The organism is Aurantibacter sp., assembly GCF_039941195.1.
Lineage (GTDB): Bacteria > Bacteroidota > Bacteroidia > Flavobacteriales > Flavobacteriaceae > Aurantibacter_A.
This window is the reverse complement of sequence record NZ_JBDVFA010000041.1, coordinates 16567-36213: the sequence shown is the minus strand read 5'-3', so window position 1 is coordinate 36213 and position 19647 is coordinate 16567. Positions and strand designations below refer to the sequence as shown.

Genomic DNA, 19647 nt, shown 5'->3' with positions numbered 1-19647 from the left:
CACCATTACTTACATGGTTATCGATAAATAAATCGGGATTTACCAAGTGAAATATTTTTGCAAACGAACGAGCATTTTTGGTATCGGCCTTTATAAAATCTCTATTAAGATCATAATTTTTAGTATTGCCTCTAAAACCATATTCTTTCGGTCCATTTTGATTTGCTCTTGTGCTAGTGTTCCTGTTAAGTGCACCGCCTATATTATAAATTGGTATGGTGGCAAGTACAGTGTTTTTTGGTGCCTCTAGTTTTTTTGTAGCTAAATCGCGAAATAATAACATGGTAGCGTCGATTCCATCGGACTCACCTGGATGGATGCCATTATTAATTAGTAATACTACTTTGTCTTCAGCGACTTTTTGATAATTAAAGTCTCCATCAATATTGTAGGTTACGACATGTAAAGTTTTACCACTGTCAGTCGCTCCAATGGTTTGAATATTTATTTCAGGAAAGGCTTTGGCAAGTTTTGTGTAAAATGCTATTGTTTCCTGATAGGTAGCTGTTTCAGTTCCTTTTGATTCTTCGAAATGTGTAGGGAAATTAGATTCGTGTTGCTCTTTCTTTTCATTACAAGAAAATAATAAGAGGCTAAGTGCTAATAAAGAAGTAAATTTTGACATCGGCTTTGCTTAAGGTGATAAAATTAAACAAAATCTGAATCCGATGTTTTATGCGGGTATAGTGATTTTTTCAATTTCAGATCGCTTTGCAGGTTTGTGAATGTAGTCTACAATATGGTGCGTTTTGTTTCTGTAACATTCCCAATTTTCATAATCAGTGGCGTCAATTGATGAAGTTATCACGTTTATTCTAATCTTTTTTGTAATTGGTAGTGTGATAAACTCAGCCATAAACTGCCATCCATCCATAATAGGCATGTTAATATCTAAGAAAATAATATCAGGAATATTACCTGAATTTTCTACTTCATTCTTAATTGAATCTATAGCTAACTTACCATTTTTAAAGGTTTCAATATTATCGCATTCTACAATACTGTCTAGAATTTTACGAATACCGAAGACTGTTATTGGGTCATCATCTACAATGTAAATCGAATTAATTTTAGTCATTAAAATATATCTTGAAAGTAGTGCCAATTGCTACTTTACTATTAACTGTTACCTTGCCATTCATGGCCTCTATCTGTTTTTTTGTAAAAAATAAGCCAATTCCTTTTGCGTCTTCATTATTGTGAAACGTTTTATACATGCCAAAAAGCTTGTCTCCGTGTTTCTTTAAATCAATACCTATTCCATTATCTTCAATAGTTAATACGACCGTTTTGTTTTCTTTAGCTGTATTAAGTGTAATAATTGGATCTCTAAAAGGAGATTTATATTTAATACCGTTGGTGATAAAGTTGGCAATAATATTATCTAAATATTCAGGAATAACATTCACAATTATTTTCTCGTCAATTTTATTAATTATAGTGGCGTTACTCTCTTCAATTAAATATTTTAAATCGCTACAGATTTTGTTAACTGCTTTATTAAGCGTAATAGGTTTTTTCTCAGTTCTAATATTTGTGCTTATAGCAACAACTTCATTGAGATTGTTAAGTGTTTCTAATAAACCATCTGATGCACTAACAAGCATTTCAGTAATTTTCTTCTTCTCATTTTCATTTTTTTCTGTTACTAAAAATTCTAATAACATTGAAAAATTAGCTGCATGCGACCGTAAATTGTGTGAAATGATATGAGCGAAATCAACTAATTTTTTATTCTGTAAGGCCGTAACATTTATTAATGTTCTAAGTTCTTCTTCTTTGGCTTTTAAGTCTGAAATGTCCAGACTAAAACCTACTAAGCCATCAACATTACCGTAATCATCTAACATAGGTATCTTAGAAGTTAAAAACGTCGTTGATTTCCCTTGTTTATTTACGATAATATTTTCTTTGCCTAAAATAGACTTCCCATTTTTTATTACATATTGATCTTCTTCAATACAGGCTTCCGCAGAAGCTTCATCCATAAAATGATAATCATCTTTTCCGATTGCTTCTTCTTCATGTTGTAACCCACAGAAGTTAAGCTCATTTCTATTAACTAAAATCTTCTTAGAATCCGTATCCTTTAGGTATACGTTAATTGGTAAATGATTAATTAAAGTTTTTAATAGTCTTTCGCTTTCTCTTGTTTTAGCATCTTGCAGAACTCTTTTGGTTACATCTTGAAAGGTGCCAATTAACCCTGTTATTTTACCTTTCTTAAAAATTGGTTTGCCAGCGCTAATAATCCATTTTTCTTTACCATTTGGAGTTATGATTTGTAATCTTTCACTCCAAGGTTGGCCATTCTCATGTGCCATTTTCACAGCATTTAAGATTTTTTGTTTACTTGTGCCACATTTATAAAAAGAGAATATGTTGTCTTTAGTGGGGATGTAATCTTTGGGAGCACCATGGATTTTTCTGGTCATATCATCCCACCATATATTGCCATTAATGGGTGATTCCCAACTACCGATTTTGGCTTTTTCAGATTTTTCTTGAAGAAAAACGTCTAACTTCTCTAGTTTTTCTTCATTTACCACCGTTTGTGTAATATCTTCATTATGTATGATGGCTCCAATGATATTCTCATTTTCATCATACCAAGGTAAATTTTTCCACTGTATGTGTACTTCGTCGCCATTAGCGCACGTGGAAGAATGAATATATAATCCACCTGGTTTACCTTCAAAACAGTTGGTAAGCTCTGTATGCCATTGTTTTGAGACATCTCCGAATAGCTCAAATAGAGTAGCCCCGAATACCTCGGGGGCTGAAAATTCGAAGGAATCTATCCATTGATCTGAGGCTTGTATCACCTCAAAATTAGTATTTATAAAAGCAGTAGCACTAGGCAACTGTTTTACTAGATAGTCCCTTACATAAGATTTGGTACTATTGAGCATAGTAAGGAAATTTCCTACTAAACTATGGTGATTTTTTGATTTTGATTACTTATTGTTGTGAATACCCCAAAACTAGTTGTGTGAAGGCATATATAGTAGGGGAAGAATTTTATAATTAATAAATTATAAGATAATTCCTACAAAAAATTAACATTAATATTTGTGGGTATATTTAACTTAAACGCCCATAATTCCTACAAACAGTAGAACTTATTTAACTTTTACAGATTTTGGCACTAGTACTGAGAAATCACCACCATTCTTAATTACATCACGAACTATAGATGAGCTAATATATGAGGTACGTGCAGCAGTAAGCAAAAATACGGTTTCAATTTTCGCTAACTTTCTGTTAGTGTGTGCTATAGCTTTTTCGAATTCAAAATCTGCAGGATTTCGTAGCCCCCTAAGAATAAAGTCAGCATTCACCTCTTTGCTGAAATTAACGGTAAGTCCTTCGTAAGTCATTACCTTTATTTTAGGCTCATTTTTAAAGGTTTCTGCAATAAATTGTTTTCTTTCTTCTAAAGAAAACATATAGTTTTTTTCAGAATTTACACCGATAGCTATAATTAATTCATCAAATAAAGTGACTCCGCGGTTAATAATATCGGTATGCCCTAAGGTTAGGGGGTCGAAAGAACCGGGAAATATAGCGCGCCTCATAATTATAATTTATACACTCAAAGTTAGCTTTTTATCTACAATGCTTCAAGAATGACACTTTCAAACAGTTCTTCCAATGATATACCAGCAATTTTAGCTTGTTGTGGTAACAAACTTTCGGTGGTTAAACCTGGCGTAGTATTCATTTCTAGCATATAGGGTTCATCGCCGATGAATATAAATTCACTTCTCGAAAAACCGCTCATCTTAAGTACTTTGTAAGCTAATTTTGCTGCTGTTTCAACGTTCTTCGTTTTTACTTCAGACAAACGAGCAGGAGTTATTTCGGTTGATTGATTCTCATATTTGGCCTTATAATCAAAAAAATCATTATCACTTACAATTTCAGTAATTGGTAATACCTTTATTTCACCTTTATAAGTAATTACTCCAACAGAAACCTCCGTACCATCTAAAAAAGATTCAATTATAATTTCGTCATCGTGTTTATAGGCTTCCTCAATTGCTTTTTTTAATAGGGATTTTTCATAAACTTTAGAGATTCCGAAACTACTCCCAGCCTTATTAGCTTTAACAAAACATGGTAAGCCAACTTTTTCAACAATCGCGTCTTCATTAATATTATCACCTTGGTTTAAATAGTATGAAGGAGCCGATTTTATGCCATAAGGAGCTAAAACACTTAATAAATCACGTTTATTAAAAGTTAAAGCGGATTGGTAATAGTTGCAGGACGTTTGTGGAATACCTAATAAAGCAAAATATGCTGGCATAAGTCCATCTTCGCCTGGAGAGCCGTGTATGGCATTAAAAACGCAATCAAAATTTATTTTATTGTCATTTAACGTTACACTAAAATCATGTTTGTTTACAGGGTGTTCTATTTCTTTTTCATCAATATAAACCCATTTGTCACGTAAAATATGAATTCGATAACTATTGAATTTATCTTTGTGGAGATTGTCGTGAACTACGTTTCCTCCTTTTATAGATATTTCCCATTCATTAGAATATCCACCCATTATAATGGCAATATTTTTTTTCATGCGCTCGTTAAATTTGAAAGAATTTTTCAGCAAATTTCTTCCTTAATGGTTAATATTATAAGTCTAATCCTGTTCAGATTTGGTATGTGACTGATATACTTTAAACTGAAAATTGGATTAAAAATAACAGGTACATCATAATTCTTGTAAAGCTTGAATGGTACACATGTTTATTTTGACTAATTCAAAGTAAAGAAAAAAGCAATCGGTTTCCTATATTTGTCAGGTCAATTCTAGTCAATGAAAAACTTTTTCAACTTTTTAATAAGTAAGACCTTTCTAATTCAAATAGTACTAGCACTGGTAGTTACAGTGTTGTTAGTGTTTCTTGTGTTAAGATGGTTGGGCAGTACTACAAACCACGGTGAATTTGTAGAAGTGCCAGATTTTGCAAAAATGTCTGTTATGGACATGAGAGCGGCTATTGAGGATGCAGGTCTTCGGTATGAGGTATTAGATTCAGCTAATTATAACCCGGATTATCCAAGGTTTTCGATTATTGATCAAGATCCAAAAGCAGGTAATCAAGTTAAAGAGAATCGGAAAATTTATTTTACCGTTAACCCATCTGGGTATAAAAAGGTTACTGTGCCCAATATTATACAGGTTACGCAGCGAAATGCCGCCTCCATGTTAAAGGCAGTTGGTTTAGATGTGCAACGTGTTACTTATATTGATGAATTGGGTGAAGACATGGTTTATCAAATAAAATACAAAAGTAAATATATTAAGCCTGGTGATAAACTTCCAAAAACTTCTAAAATAGAATTAGTATGTGGTAATGGTAAAATACCTGACCAAGCGCGTATTAAGGCGGATTCTGAATAACTATGGGACCGGAAAATGATCCTGACTTACAGGAAAATGAACTTTACGAGCATTTTAATATTACTGCTTCTAATGGTCAAGAGCCGCTTAGAGTTGATAAGTTTTTAATGAATTTTATTGAAAATGCTACTCGTAATAAAATTCAACAAGCTGCCAAATCTGGTAATATTAGAGTTAATGATGCTGTTGTTAAACAGAATTATAAGGTGAAGGCTGGTGATGAGGTTAAGGTTCTATTTGAGCACCCACCTCACGAAAACTTATTAGTTCCTGAAGATATTCCTATTGATATTGTTTATGAAGATGATACACTATTAGTTGTTAATAAACCAGCCGGAATGGTGGTACATCCCGGACATGGAAATTACACGGGTACATTAATAAATGCGCTTATATTCCATATCGAAAACTTACCAGTGAATAGTAATGAAAGGCCAGGGTTGGTACATCGTATTGATAAAGATACTTCTGGTTTATTGGTAGTAGCAAAAACTGAAGCGGCTATGACGCATTTGTCTAAACAGTTTTTTGACAAAACCTCTGAACGCGAGTATATTGCTATAGTTTGGGGTAATATGGAAGAGGAAGAGGGTACTATTGAAGGTCATATTGCTAGACACCCCAAGAATCGATTGCAAATGCAGGTTTTTCCGGAAGGAGACCATGGTAAGGAAGCCGTTACTCATTATAAAGTTCTAGAACGTTTGGGTTATTTAACGCTTGTTTCCTGTAAGCTAGAAACTGGTAGAACGCATCAAATTCGTGTTCATATGAAGCATATTGGGCATACATTATTTAATGATGAACGCTATGGTGGTGAAAAAATATTAAAAGGAACCACTTTTACGAAATACAAGCAGTTTGTTGAAAATTCTTTTAAAATATTACCTAGACAAGCACTGCATGCTAAAACGTTAGGTTTTGTGCATCCAGTTACAAAAAAGAAAATGCGGTTCGATTCTGAAATTCCACAAGATATGGCGGAATGTATTGAGAAATGGAGGCAATATTCAAAGCACAGTCAGTAGCATAAATTACTTCGATACAGTTATTGATAACTCTTCTAAGAAATACCTTAAATTCTAAAGGAAGCTTATTATTTTTATGCAAAATTAAAAGTAATGAAAGTAGTATTATCTCCAGCTAAATCACTCGATTTTGAACGTCAATTGCCTACAGAGCGTTTTACCGAAGCACTTTTTCTAAATGAATCGGAGCGTTTAAATAAATTGTTGAAGAAAAAATCTGCGAAGAGCCTCTCCAAATTGATGCATATTTCAGATAATTTGGGTCAATTAAATTATGAGCGAAATCAAGAATGGAGTTTGCCTTTTACTCCTGAAGATGCACGACCTGCAGTGTATGCCTTTAGTGGTGATGTTTATCGAGGGTTGGATGTGTATTCGTTGCCGGAGGCAAAAATTGAATTACTTCAAAACACATTACGTATTATTTCAGGATTATATGGTGTTCTTAAACCGCTTGATCTTATGCAGCCCTATCGACTTGAAATGGGAACTAAATTTCCAGTAGGAAAAAATAAAAACTTGTACGAATTTTGGAAATCGAAAATTGTAACTACTTTAAATAATGAGTTGCAAGATGATGAGCTTTTTGTAAATCTTGCTAGTAATGAATATTTTAAAGCTATTGATAAAAAGTCGTTGAAAGTGCCAGTAATTGATATTGTTTTTAAAGATCTGAAAAATGGAGAATATAAAACAATAATGACCTTTGTGAAGTTAGCGCGTGGATATATGTCTCGTTATATCTTAGATTCAAATGCTAAAACAATTGATGATTTAAAGGGATTCGATTATGAAGGTTATGGCTATCGTGAGGCTCTTTCTGAGAAAGAAAACGAGCTGGTTTTTGTTCGATAGAATATTTTTTATTCCAAAACGTTAATTTAAGTATATCATATAAAATAGGATACTTATGAAAAAGTTAGCGCTGCTTCTAATTGCAATTGTTTTGGTTTTCGGGTCTTGTACGGATCGTGATGATGATTTAAGTGGAGTTAATATTCGAATTAAGAATGATTCAAATATAAATTTTAACAGTGTTGCAGTAGGGGGATCGGATGAGGTGTATGAAAATATATCCTCAGGGGGTTATTCTGAATATTTGGAATATGAAACTGCTTATCGGTATAATTCAGTTTATATAGAATCTGATAGTACCAGTTATAATTATTCTCCAATAGACTTTGTTGGTGAAGATAGTTTGAACTTTGGCTTTTATACTTACGAACTAAGTATAAGTGAAGAAGGTGAAGTTGACTTGGTTTTTAAAGTGGATTAATAGGCGTGGCATCTCTTGCTCGTAAAATGAATTTTTCTTCAATTTTTTCGAAATAATCGAATTATAGTTCTAAAGTTTGGTTTATGCTGATCTTTAAGTGTGGCTAATAATTAGCTGATAATTAAGTAATTGTATTAGTGGTATTCGATTTTTTTATTTTTTAACAATTTATAGTAGTTATTACGTACATTCTGGTGATTCTAATTTTATGTTGATCTTTAAGTATTGCTATTAAGGTGTTGATATTTAGTTATTTATAAGTTTAAATTTGATTTTGGACTTCAATTTAACAATAGTATTTTTATTTTTGAAAGGTAATTCTTACTTATGATATATCTTGATCTTTAAGTGAATTCGATAAATTGTTTAGTATCAATAAATTACTTCATTTTAAATAATTTTCGATTTTATGGTTTAATATTATCTTAAAAATTGGAAAAAACGCTGCATTTATAAATTAGTTTGTTTAAGTATTTTTGTTGTAGTTTATGTGGATCTTTAAGTGATCGTGGTTATTGATTGATCTTTAAATAGTTGTGTAAATTTGATTTCTTAGTTTGATGAAAATTGCCTCCATTCTTAAAATAATTGTTAACTCGTAATTAATTAATATTTAATTTGTTTCAACACAAACATCCTTACGAACCATTCTTATTTAAAGAAGCTACTAAGTTGATTGTGGGGACTTTACCGCCGCCAAGATTTACAATTGGCATTCTAAAAAAGGGCGATGTTAATTTTTGTTACGGAAGTAAAGACGGACAACTTTGGCCTATCTTAAATATCATATTTAAGTTAAACTTAAAATTTGAAACGACACAAGAAGCTGTGAATCAGCGCAAAAAGTTTTTGAAACAACGTAAAATAGGTATTTGTGATATTGTTGCAAGTGCTGAAAGGAGTAAGATTGATGCTTCAGATATAGGCATGCAAAATATTCAACTGCGAAATATTCTAGGTTATCTAAAACAGTACAGGAATATTGATACCTTGATTTTTACCGGAGGAAATAGTAAAAATGGACCAGAATATTTTTTCAGAAAACATTTGAAAGAGAACAACCTTAAGTTGCAAGTTGTTTCAAATGAGGTGCCTCGAATTCATCAATTTAATATTCCAGATGAAACCAAATTAAATCATTCAAGAATTATAAAAACTGTTTCTTTAACAGCGCCTTCAGGGGCAGCGAATAGGGCGGTGGGTAGTTTAGCGGCTTACAAACAGATGAAAAGTGAAAATGCTAATTTTAATACCATAGATTTTAGAGTTCTACAGTATCAATCCTTTTTTTAGATAACATACATATAATTCGACTGTTATTGCAATAATTGTTGCTTATATCAGTAACATGGTTTATTTTGTTATTTCAAAACAAGCTATAAGTACAATGCTGATAATATGTCGATATTTGTACATTGCGATTATAGCACTAGAGAGACACACAACACTATATATTTTAGAATATTCCAAGAAAGTTTATGTCACAAACAGAAAGATTAAAAGAATTTAAAAAATCGGTAAATAATAAGTTCAATGTTTATAATAGCTTGTTCTTAAACTTACCTTATCAAAATACCGAAAATGTTGGTATTCTAATTCCACTTTTGGTACATCAATGTCAAGAAGGGTTGAAGAATGGTAAAAACCCTCAAGATATATTAGAAGAATTTTTTGAGAATTTTGCTAGTCTAGATACCGAAAAGGCGCGAATAGATTTTATGTTTCGCATTATTCAGTATGTAGAGAGACAAGTTGTACTTTTTGATAGTGTTGAAGATGCTGCTTTCCCTAAAATGCATGAACATTCGCTTTCTCTTTCTATTAAGGATTATTTTCAACTTGTAGACAAAAATAAAAGTTGGGATAAAGTAGCAGATAAATTGTCCAATTTTAGTGCTCGTATTGTACTAACTGCACATCCAACACAGTTTTATACTCCTGCAGTTTTAGATATTATTGATGAGCTTAGGTCTTTAATTCTTGAAGACCGTATTGATGATATAGACATAGCGCTACAACAATTAGGTTTAACTTCTTTAATCAATTTAAAAAAGCCTACGCCTTTAGATGAAGCCAAGAATATTATTTACACCTTAAGAAACGTATATTACGATGCTGTAGGTAGTTTGTATTCGTATATAAAGGAGAATATTAAAGATGATAAATTTGAGAATCACAAAATAATGCAATTGGGCTTTTGGCCTGGTGGAGACCGTGATGGTAACCCTTATGTAACCGCAAAAATTACTAAAGAAGTTGCAGATGAACTTCGTGTTAATTTAATGAAGTGTTACTATAATGATTTAAAGGTTTTACAAAAAAAGCTAACTTTTAAAGAGTTAGATGCGCATATAAAAGAATTGAGAGAAAGTCTGTATATCGCAATGTTTGATACCAGAAAGCATGTTGGTTATGAAAACATAATAAAGCCGTTAGAGGCGATTAGAGAGCTCTTAGTAGATAAATATCATAGTCTTTATTTAAAAGATTTAGATAATTTAATTGATAAGGTCAAAATTTTTAAAACACACTTTGCTATTCTTGATATTAGACAGGATCATAGTCAGCACACGAAAACAGTAGAAGCTATTCTAAAAAAGAATAAAATAATTGATAAGAGCTTAGATGAACTTACTACTGCTAAGCTTAGAGATGTATTATTGAAAGAAGAGTTGAGTGTTTCAGTTAAAGATTATGATGATCCAATTGTAAAAGACACCATTAGAAATATTTCACAGCTAAGAGGTATTCAACGTAAAAATGGAGTAGAAAGCTGTGATAGGTATATAATTAGTAATAGTGAAGATATGTTCTCTGTGCTATTCGTGTATGGGCTTTTTCGCTGGTGCGGATGGGATGATGACAAAATAACTTTTGATATAGTTCCACTTTTTGAAACCATGAAAGGAATGGAAACTTCTGAGGCTACTATGGAAGCCTTATTCAAAATTCCACAATATCGAGCACACTTAGAAAGAAGAGGTAATAAACATACGATTATGCTCGGATTTTCTGATGGTACAAAAGACGGAGGCTATGTAAAAGCTAATTGGTCTATTTTTAAGACTAAAGAAAATCTCTCTAAAATTTGCAAAAAGAATGATGTTAAAGCTATCTTTTTTGATGGTAGAGGAGGACCGCCAGCAAGAGGTGGTGGTAAAACGCACCGTTTTTATGCAGCCCAAACAAAAGATATTGCAAACCATGAGATACAATTAACAATTCAAGGGCAGACAATTACTAGTACTTATGGTACAAAAGAACAGTTTATGCATAACAGTGAGCAGCTGTTAACCGCTGGTTTGTCTAATAATATTTTTGGAAAAGAAAATGTGATTTCCAAAGAGTCAAGAAAACTACTTGAAGAATTATCTGAGTTGAGTTTTGAAAAGTATGATGCCTTAAAACACCATGATAAATTTATGCCGTACTTGGAAGATATGAGTACGCTTAAATATTATACAAAGGCTAATATTGGAAGTAGACCAGGAAAACGAGGGAATAAGAAGAAATTAGAACTTTCCGATTTAAGAGCAATCTCATTTGTGGGATCATGGAGTCAGTTAAAACAAAATGTACCAGGTTATTTTGGAATAGGGACTGCGATTCAAACGATGAAAGAAGAAGGTAAATTACGTGACTTAAAAAAGTTATATAAAGAAGTTCCTTTATTTAGAGCGTTGATGTTAAATAGTATGATGTCGCTGTCTAAATGTTATTTTGAGTTAACTTCTTATATGAAAGATAATGAAGAATATGGTGAGTTTTGGAATATTCTTCATGAAGAATATTTGCTTTCTAAGAAAATGTTATTGATGATATCTGGCTCTAAAATTTTAATGGAGAATGAAGCTGTATCTAGAGAATCTATTAAGATTAGGGAGAACATTGTACTGCCTTTATTAGTTATACAACAAAATGCTTTGCAGAAAATCGGACAAAAATCTGAGTTTATAGAATTGTATGAAAAGATTGTTACAAGATCTCTTTATGGTAATATTAATGCTAGTAGAAATTCAGCATAACGTAATTATTTTTAAATAGTAAAGAGCTATAAATTGGTATACTCAATTCCTTATGTAAAAAGGTTTTTTAAGTATGTTAGTTTATAGTTTTTTATTTGGAATTACTCCCAAACTTTAAATTCAGCACCCATACCATAATTTTTGTTTCCTGTCTGTATAAGATTGGAATTCTTATTGTAATTGCGATCAAAGATTTGCCATTTTTTATTATTGTAAAATATGCGACGCACAAATGTATTTTGATTTGGTTCACCCTTTACAAATGGGAGTAAAGGCCTAAAAGAGGTAGATATTTTTTGGATGCCACGGGCTGTTTTTATTTCTCGGTATTTCTTGGTATCTAGTAAATTTCCATATTTGTCTGCATAGCCCAATACTTGAATAGAAACAAAGATTCCGGTTTCAGGAATAAAAACTGATTTATCTGAAATGTCGAGCTCAAATATTTTGTCAGCCTCTTCATTTATTGAAAAGATCACGTTTTCATACCCTAAGGGTTCACCTGGTGTTCCTGCATTGTTTGAATAATATTGAATCCTGAAAATTGTAGCGAATTTCCCTTTTCCTTTAGTTTTATATTGGCGCTCTGAATTTATTGGTAAATTTAATTGTGATATTTGAGTAGTCTTATTTTCATACTTTTTAAATAAAACTGCAACTTCACTTTCTACTGTTGGTAGCCAGCAAGCAAAAACATCGGTATGAGTTTTCCCTTTTAGCTTTCTTATTTTATACTTACCTTCTTTGGGCGCAGACACAATTACTTCACTCAATTGAGATACTTCAGAGCGAAGAAAAACTCTTTGAATGGAACTATCTATTTTAATTCCTTTTTCTGCATAACCTATGGCAGAAATGAATAAAGAATCTATATCTGTATATTTTTTTTTAGAAAAAGAAAAGGTTCCTTGTTCATCGGCAAAAGTTCCCATACCGTCACCAAATGAAATGGTAGCAAATGGTATGGTTTCATTACTGATACTATCTACTACCACTATTTGTTGTGCGTATTGGTTTATACTGCAAAGAAAAAAAATTAAATAGACAAACTTTCTCATAAAGAACATAGCACTTGTTGTCTACTAAACGAGTCTAGGATAAATAAAAGTATCTTTTACATATTATTTAACTATGATTTGTTCGCTTAATATTTTGCCATCGAGTCGTGCAATTAGCGTATAAACTCCTGTTGGTAAAGTGCTGGTGTCAATATCTTCTTTTGCTCCACCTTTTTTATATGCTACTTGTACGCCAGATTGCGAATACACAAAATATTCAATAATGCGCTCCTCTACATTGGTTACTTCAATATCTATATTTTCTGTTACAGGATTTTCACTAATTTTTAATGTTATTGGACTCTTCCCGGAAATAATAGTATTAATAATGTTTTCTGATGTAGTATAACCCTCTGGAGGTGATAGGAATGTACCCGGAATAACTTCAGCAGGTATGCTGCCATTACCATCACTTGGTTTACGCCAACCTACAGTTAAGTGATCTCCACCGTCACCTTCTTTTACCAAGGCTTCTATATAATATTTTTGTCCGGCGTATAATTGAACGCCGACCGATTTTTGAGTGCTGAATACATTCCATTGTTTGTATTCTGTATATTCATTATGATAGGCAATTCTCGTTTTGTTTATCTCTTGACTGTTTGATGATAGGTTTAATTCCACAAAGTCATCACCAGCCACCCAAAAATAATAGATACCAGATTCAGGTGCACATAAGAATCCTTGTACTCTAGCGCCATAATAATCAACATTATTTTTTGGGATGTCAAATTCAGTTAATTCTATTGTTGCAGAAGGATTATCAGGGTAATTACTTGAATTTTTTAGTAAGTTTAAGTCTTCCCCATAAATATCATCATACCGGTGCATAACGATGATACCTTCAGCAGAACAGTCTGTTTTATTAACGACTGTTATATCCGTAATAGCAGTGAAATTACCATCGTTTGTTTGTACAGTTATAGTGGCATTACCAGGTGCAATTCCTTGTACATAACCATTTGAATTAACCGTTGCAATAGCCGAATTACTGGTGCTCCAATCGACTGAATTATCTGTTGCATTTGAAGGCGTAACTAGTGCTTCCAGCTTAATACTACCGTGTACGGCAATTGAAGCTGTTTTTGGTGTTGTGGAAACACCAGTTACAGCGGTTGGTACGAAACTGGCAGGTGATAGATTTGAACCTGGAATAACTTGTGAAGGTGAACTCCCATTTCCATCACTAGGTTTTCTCCAACCAACGCTTAAATGATCGCCACCATCACCTTCTTTCATAAGTGCTTCTATGAAATAAGATTGACCCGCTTGTAATTGTATTCCTAATGATTTTTGCGAAGTAAATACATTCCATTCTTTATAACCAGTGTATTCATTGTGGTAGGCTATTCTATTTTTGTTAGTAGCGTTCGTATCGGTTGATAAACTTAATTGTACATGGTCATCACCTGCAATCCAAAAATAATAGGTGCCTGATTCAGGAGCACATAAATATCCATGAATACGAGCTCCATAGTTTTCTGCGGCATTTATTGGTATGTCGAAACTTGACAACAACATCGTCTGCGATGGATTATTGGGATAATTGCTTGAGTTTAAAAGTTGACTAATAGGTTCTCCTACAATTCCATCAAAACGTTCCATTAAAATAGCACCTTGTGCATTGCATATTTGAATAGTAGATACCACCACACTAGTAGATGCTGAGAATTCGCCATCATTTGTTATTGCTGTAATAATAGCATTACCAGAAGATATACCACGTATTAATCCATTTGTGTTTACCGTGGCAATATTTGTGTCACTTGAGGCCCAAGTAACTGATTTGTCGTTTGCATTCGAAGGGCTTACTACAGCTTCAATTGTAGTAGTTTCATCTACTTTAATAGCTGCTGTGGTTGGAGAAACTTTTATTCCAGTAACGGCTATTGGCTTTGCGGTAATGGTTACTTGAGTAGTAGCGCTAAAATTACCGTCATTAGCAGTAGCTGTAATCGTAACATTACCTGCAGTAAGACCGCGAACAAGACCATTATTATTTACGCTTGCAATACTTGTGTCGCTTGAGGTCCATGTAACTGATTTGTTACTAGCGTTGGTGGGAACCACAATTGCTTGAATAGTTGTAGTTTTATCAACCTCAATAGAAGTGGTAGTTGGATCAACACTAATTCCAGTAACAGCTATTGGTTTCGCAGTAATGGTTACTTGAGTAGTGGCGCTAAAATTACCATCTGTAGTTGTGGCAGTTATACTAACCTCACCTGCAGTAACACCGCGAACAAGACCATTAGTATTTACAGTCGCAATGCTTGAATCGCTAGAAGTCCAGGTTACTAATTTATCGCTCGCATTAGATGGAGTTATAATAGCTTGAATTGTTGCAGTTTCATCTTCTTGAATTGATGCTGTAGCTGGATTGTTAAGTATGCCTGTTACCGGAATTTTTACCGTTATTACGGCTTGAGCAGTAAATGCCCCATCAGTTGTTGTTACAGTAATTGTTGTATTGCCTTTTCCAATTGCTGATACTAATCCATTGGTGTCTACGGTAGCAATAGAGGTGTTGGATGAGCTCCAAGTGACAGAAGTGTCATCGGCATCAATTGGACTAACTGTAGCAATAAGTTGTTGCGAATCACCAACATCTAAAGTTTTAGTATTTATATCTAAAGCTACTCCTTTGACATTAACAACTGGAGTTCCACTGTATTCATCAAAAGCGGTACAAGGAATAACTTGAAAAGGAGTAGAGCCATTTCCATTACTTGGTTTTCGCCATCCTACTGCTAAATTATCACCACCACCACGTTCATTCATCAAAGCCTCTATATAATAGTTTTCACCACCTACTAGTTCAATTCCTACTGATTTCTGTGTCGAAAATTTATCCCATTCTACATCATATGACCAACTGTTATGATACGCTATTCTTGTTTTATTAGATGTTGTTGCGTCGGTACTCAAATTTAATTCAACATTGTCATCTCCAGCTACCCAGAAATAATAGGTGCCTGATTCTGGAGCCTTTAAAAGACCTTTTACACGCACGCCGTAATCGTCTCCAACATTTATTGGAATACGAAATTCATTGAGTTCTTTCGTTGAACTTGGTGCATCTGGAAAATTGGAATTGCTTTTTAGTTCTGCAATAGTTGTTCCTGTGACATTATTAAAAGTTTCCATAATAATGCGATCAGCACATGGATCTGGGTCTAATTGACCAATCCATTCATTAATTAAGGTTACCGCTTTTACATCAATTTTATTTTTTGATATCGGAGGCATTTTAATTGATGGGTCAATACTATTCATACGATGGTATAGTATAGAACTGCTTACATTGCCAGCTGCAACGATTTTCTCATTAGGTATCCCCAATGGAATATATGGTGAAGCAGTTAGTACACCAGTTTGTACAAGATCTAGATTTAATCTAAGATCAAAATCACCTCGGTTACCTGTGCCTGGTCTGTGGCAATAGGCACAATTTAAGTCTAAATAAGACCGGGCTTTATCATCCAAGCTAGCAGTAGGGTCATCAATAGATTTTGATGTTAAAATACCATTTGTGTCTACATCGGTTATTGCCTGGTCTAAGATTCCTAAATGGCTTAACGTTACTAATTGATTACCAGTATCGCCTGTTTTAGGGTAGGTATAATCTTTATTGAGGAATCTAGATTTTGCACCAATAACACCTCCCGTAGTTGGATTATGACAGCTTACACAATCAATGGTGCTAGGGTAACTCCATGTTTGAGTGTCGGAGCTTCCATTTGCTTTTGTAATGCCTATATTCTCATCTAAACCACTAGTTAATAGGGTAGCGTCTGTCTGTTGTTCATTCCATTTATAAGTGACGAAATAAAAATTTCCGTCACTCGCCTTAACTGAAAATCGCGTTTCTAACCGTTTCGTTAATGTTGGATTTCTTTCGTCAATTGGTAGTTCGAAATGTTTTACTAAAACTGATCCAATAGGAAAATCCCAATCATCAACATCTGTGTACTTTATTTTTTCATCAGAGGCGTTATGACTTCCATCATTAGGTATAGCCATCCATCGTTTTTTCTCTGCTCCATCCGACCAAAATGATTCTACAAGATCATAAGGAATTAAACCATCGGTAGGAGTTAAGTTAGTTAAGTCTGAAAAAGCTCCTGTTTGTGATAATAATTGAGGGGTGCTGCCAAATCCCGTATTCTTAGAGGTAACTTTGTAAAGCGATGAAACACCTTGCTTCATTATATAAAGCTCACCATCTTCATCTTCTCCAAAAGAGATAATATTGGTTGAAGTGAAATTTCCATATTGCTCGTATGTGCCATTAGTTATATCTACAGTGAAAATTTCTTCACCACTACCATAATCAGCACAAATATATTTTCCAACTAATTCTGGAACTTCATTACCGCGGTAAACATAACCACCAATAATTGCATTTGCCTCTGTTCTAGGAAAAGCGACTAAAGGTTGTTCATGTGACATACTATTGTATAAATCTTGTACACATACAGTACTTTTATATAAACCTTCATAAAGAGGCCAACCATAGTTTTTACCCTTTTTTACGATGTTTATTTCTTCATGTCTGCCACCACCAATTTCACCAACGTATAATTCTCCAGTTTCCCGGTCTTTTGTCATTCTATGCGGGTTTCTATGTCCCATACTATAGTATTCCTCAAAATTGGTTCCAGTGGGACTTAAGAAAGGATTGTCGTTTGGAATCCAATAACCGTTTCCTGTAATTTCATCAGAATAGCCATGATCATCTGGCATGGTTCTGATAGGCGCATGACTTCTCGTAGTATTTTTATCAACATCTAAACGTAATACTCCACCATCTAAATTATTAATAATGTCTTGTGCTTTTTTGAATGCTGTTTGATCTCCTGTAGTTAAATATAGGAATCCATCATCGCCAAATAAAAGTCCGCCACCTCTATGAGTAGTGCCATACATTCTTAATTTTAACATTACTTGTTCAGAAGATGGTTCAACATTTAGAGTATTAGGGTTTGCCTCATATCTGGCAAGTACTAAAAAATTGCCCCAATATTCTTCACTGTCGCAATTTTGAACTGTATAACTATTTGGAAAATCATTACTATTGGCATCTTCTGTAGAATACCAGACATAAAAGTAATTTTTTCCAGTTGTTCCAAATTGTGGATGCAATGCTAATCCTAAAAAGCCTCCATCCCATACGAGACCAACTTTTTCAGATAAATCTATCATAGAATTTTTAACAGCTACATTTGGATCTTTATCGAACCAAAATATTTTTCCATCTCTTTGTCCTATAATTATTTTATTGCTGTTTGGAACATCATTAAACGTTAATGGAGAGTCAAAAGTTATGTTGGGAAAAACCGGTTGATATGGTAAACCTTGAGGAAGTGAACCAGGAAAATTGCCATTTAAATATTTGCCAATTGGCTCTGCCTTAGTTAGTCCTGGACCAAATATAAATGGTACGGCTGACATTAAAATAATAGACAATAGCAAAAGCGCTACTGAACGTAGATTGTAGTGTTTTTTCATCTTTATAGTATCAACTAAGTGGTTAACACGGAAAATTGGGGAAGTAAATAAAGAATATTTTAACTTAATTATAACGCGTAACATGTTGAAACGTAATAATTAACGGTAAACTACGTATGGGCTAATTGACTGAAAAAGAAGAATGGCCTTTTATTGTAAATCTATGAGCTAATTATAATAGAATAATATTTTACTTTATATATGATCGACCATATGCAGTCTAAAATATTAATTAAGAAATTCCTTTATTATCATTTGGGAGGTAAAAAAAATGAGAAAATTCGTTAGATTCAAAAACCTTTATAACCTAATTTGAGTTTCCCGTTGTTATTCTTTGATTAAAAATTATTTTAATTTTTTTAGAGATTCTAATATTAACAAACGAGATAATAAAATGAACGGAAATCAATGTAAAATAATATCAAACCAATCTTGTAATTTCATACCAACAGCGCCGCCTAAGACCCATTTTAATTTACCCCAGATATGAGGTTCTGGAAAAAAGGGAGCCAAACCTAGTGAAAGGCATAAAAGGATTAATATTTTCCAATTGTTTACTACATCTGACATTTTAGCGGATTGTAGTGGTAAAATCTGAAATTGAATTTATTCCTTTTTCGGTAAGGTGTTTTATAAATGCCGAACCAATTATTGCTCCTTTTGTACTTTTTGTAGCCTGCTGAAAAGTTTCTGAATCTTTAATCCCAAAACCAACAACTTGTGGATTTTTTAAATTCATTGCAGCAATGCGCTCAAAATAATCTGTTTGTTCATTATCGAATCCTAATTTAGAACCCGTTACACTTGCAGAGCTCACCATGTAAATAAAGCCATCGGAAACTGAATCAATAAAATGTATGCGCTCTTCTGAAGTTTGTGGTGTGATTAAGAACACATTTTTTAGGCTGTATTTCTCAAAGGTTTCACGATATTCTTCATTGTAAACATCAACAGGTAAATCAGGTATAATTAATCCATCGATACCCACTTCTTTACATTTTTTGCAAAATGCCTCAACACCATATTGCATCATGGGATTAAAATACCCCATTATTATTAAAGGGATGGCAACACTTTTTCTAATCCCTGCTAATTGGTTAAATAGTACTTCCGTTGTCATTCCGTTTTTCAAAGCAGTAGTTGAACTGGCCTGAATGGTAGGTCCATCGGCAAGTGGGTCGCTAAACGGCAAGCCAATTTCAATCATGTCAACTCCATTTTTTTCCAATTCTTGGATAATTGTAACAGTGTCGTTTAATTTTGGATACCCTGCAGTAAAGTATATTGAAAGAAGTTTTTTGTCTTCTTGAAGCTTTTCTGTAATTCTATTGCTCAT

The 19647-nt window shown here is 33.3% G+C and carries 15 protein-coding genes; 6 read left to right on the top strand and 9 right to left on the bottom strand.

The window, feature by feature from the left end:
* The 5 genes from ABJF52_RS07985 to ABJF52_RS07965 form a co-directional block, all read right to left on the bottom strand.
* Window positions 1-625 (bottom strand): M14 family zinc carboxypeptidase (locus ABJF52_RS07985; protein WP_348148839.1); only part of this gene is annotated, 625 nt, incomplete at its 3' end.
* A 48-nt stretch (window positions 626-673) separates the two neighbouring features.
* On the bottom strand, window positions 674-1078 hold the full coding sequence (locus tag ABJF52_RS07980; protein ID WP_348148837.1) for a response regulator: 405 nt from the start codon (window positions 1076-1078) through the stop codon (window positions 674-676).
* Window positions 1071-2912: a PAS domain-containing protein gene (locus ABJF52_RS07975; protein ID WP_348148834.1), complete on the bottom strand. Its 1842-nt coding sequence runs from the start codon at window positions 2910-2912 to the stop codon at window positions 1071-1073. The genes ABJF52_RS07980 and ABJF52_RS07975 overlap by 8 nt, the downstream gene beginning before the upstream one ends.
* 210 nt (window positions 2913-3122) lie before the next feature.
* Window positions 3123-3578, bottom strand: coding sequence for a pantetheine-phosphate adenylyltransferase (coaD, locus tag ABJF52_RS07970; RefSeq protein WP_348148831.1), 456 nt, complete (start codon window positions 3576-3578; stop codon window positions 3123-3125).
* Between the two features lie 35 nt (window positions 3579-3613).
* Window positions 3614-4585 (bottom strand): D-alanine--D-alanine ligase, encoded by a 972-nt coding sequence (locus ABJF52_RS07965; protein ID WP_348148828.1) that lies wholly within the window; start codon window positions 4583-4585, stop codon window positions 3614-3616.
* Between the two features lie 240 nt (window positions 4586-4825).
* Here ABJF52_RS07965 and ABJF52_RS07960 point away from each other — a divergent pair, with 240 nt between their 5' ends.
* From ABJF52_RS07960 to ABJF52_RS07935, 6 genes are all read left to right on the top strand, one after another.
* Window positions 4826-5413, top strand: coding sequence for a PASTA domain-containing protein (locus ABJF52_RS07960; protein ID WP_348148825.1), 588 nt, complete (start codon window positions 4826-4828; stop codon window positions 5411-5413).
* Between the two features lie 2 nt (window positions 5414-5415).
* Window positions 5416-6441, top strand: a complete 1026-nt coding sequence (locus tag ABJF52_RS07955; RefSeq protein WP_348148822.1) for an RluA family pseudouridine synthase — start codon at window positions 5416-5418, stop codon at window positions 6439-6441.
* A 93-nt stretch (window positions 6442-6534) separates the two neighbouring features.
* Window positions 6535-7296: a peroxide stress protein YaaA gene (yaaA, locus tag ABJF52_RS07950; protein WP_348148819.1), complete on the top strand. Its 762-nt coding sequence runs from the start codon at window positions 6535-6537 to the stop codon at window positions 7294-7296.
* 55 nt (window positions 7297-7351) lie between these two features.
* Window positions 7352-7717 carry a hypothetical protein gene (locus tag ABJF52_RS07945; RefSeq protein WP_348148816.1) on the top strand — a complete coding sequence of 122 codons (366 nt, stop codon included), beginning with the start codon at window positions 7352-7354 and terminating at the stop codon, window positions 7715-7717.
* A 618-nt stretch (window positions 7718-8335) separates the two neighbouring features.
* The gene (locus tag ABJF52_RS07940) at window positions 8336-9010 is read left to right on the top strand and encodes a uracil-DNA glycosylase family protein (RefSeq protein ID WP_348148813.1); all 675 of its coding nucleotides are present in this window, start codon (window positions 8336-8338) and stop codon (window positions 9008-9010) included.
* Between the two features lie 185 nt (window positions 9011-9195).
* On the top strand, window positions 9196-11742 hold the full coding sequence (locus ABJF52_RS07935; protein ID WP_348148810.1) for a phosphoenolpyruvate carboxylase: 2547 nt from the start codon (window positions 9196-9198) through the stop codon (window positions 11740-11742).
* A gap of 101 nt (window positions 11743-11843) precedes the next feature.
* On the opposite strand, the gene ABJF52_RS07930 is transcribed toward ABJF52_RS07935, so the two are convergent.
* The 4 genes from ABJF52_RS07930 to trpA all read right to left on the bottom strand — a co-directional run bounded on the left by ABJF52_RS07930 (window position 11844) and on the right by trpA (window position 19647).
* A complete protein-coding gene (locus tag ABJF52_RS07930) occupies window positions 11844-12800 on the bottom strand; it encodes a carboxypeptidase-like regulatory domain-containing protein (protein ID WP_348148807.1) in 957 nt (318 codons plus the stop codon).
* 63 nt (window positions 12801-12863) lie between these two features.
* On the bottom strand, window positions 12864-18311 hold the full coding sequence (locus ABJF52_RS07925) for an Ig-like domain-containing protein (protein WP_348148804.1): 5448 nt from the start codon (window positions 18309-18311) through the stop codon (window positions 12864-12866).
* Between the two features lie 405 nt (window positions 18312-18716).
* Entirely contained in the window at window positions 18717-18881 is a 165-nt protein-coding gene (locus ABJF52_RS07920; protein WP_348148801.1) for a hypothetical protein, read from the bottom strand.
* Between the two features lies 1 nt (window position 18882).
* A complete protein-coding gene (gene trpA, locus ABJF52_RS07915) occupies window positions 18883-19647 on the bottom strand; it encodes a tryptophan synthase subunit alpha (RefSeq protein WP_348148798.1) in 765 nt (254 codons plus the stop codon).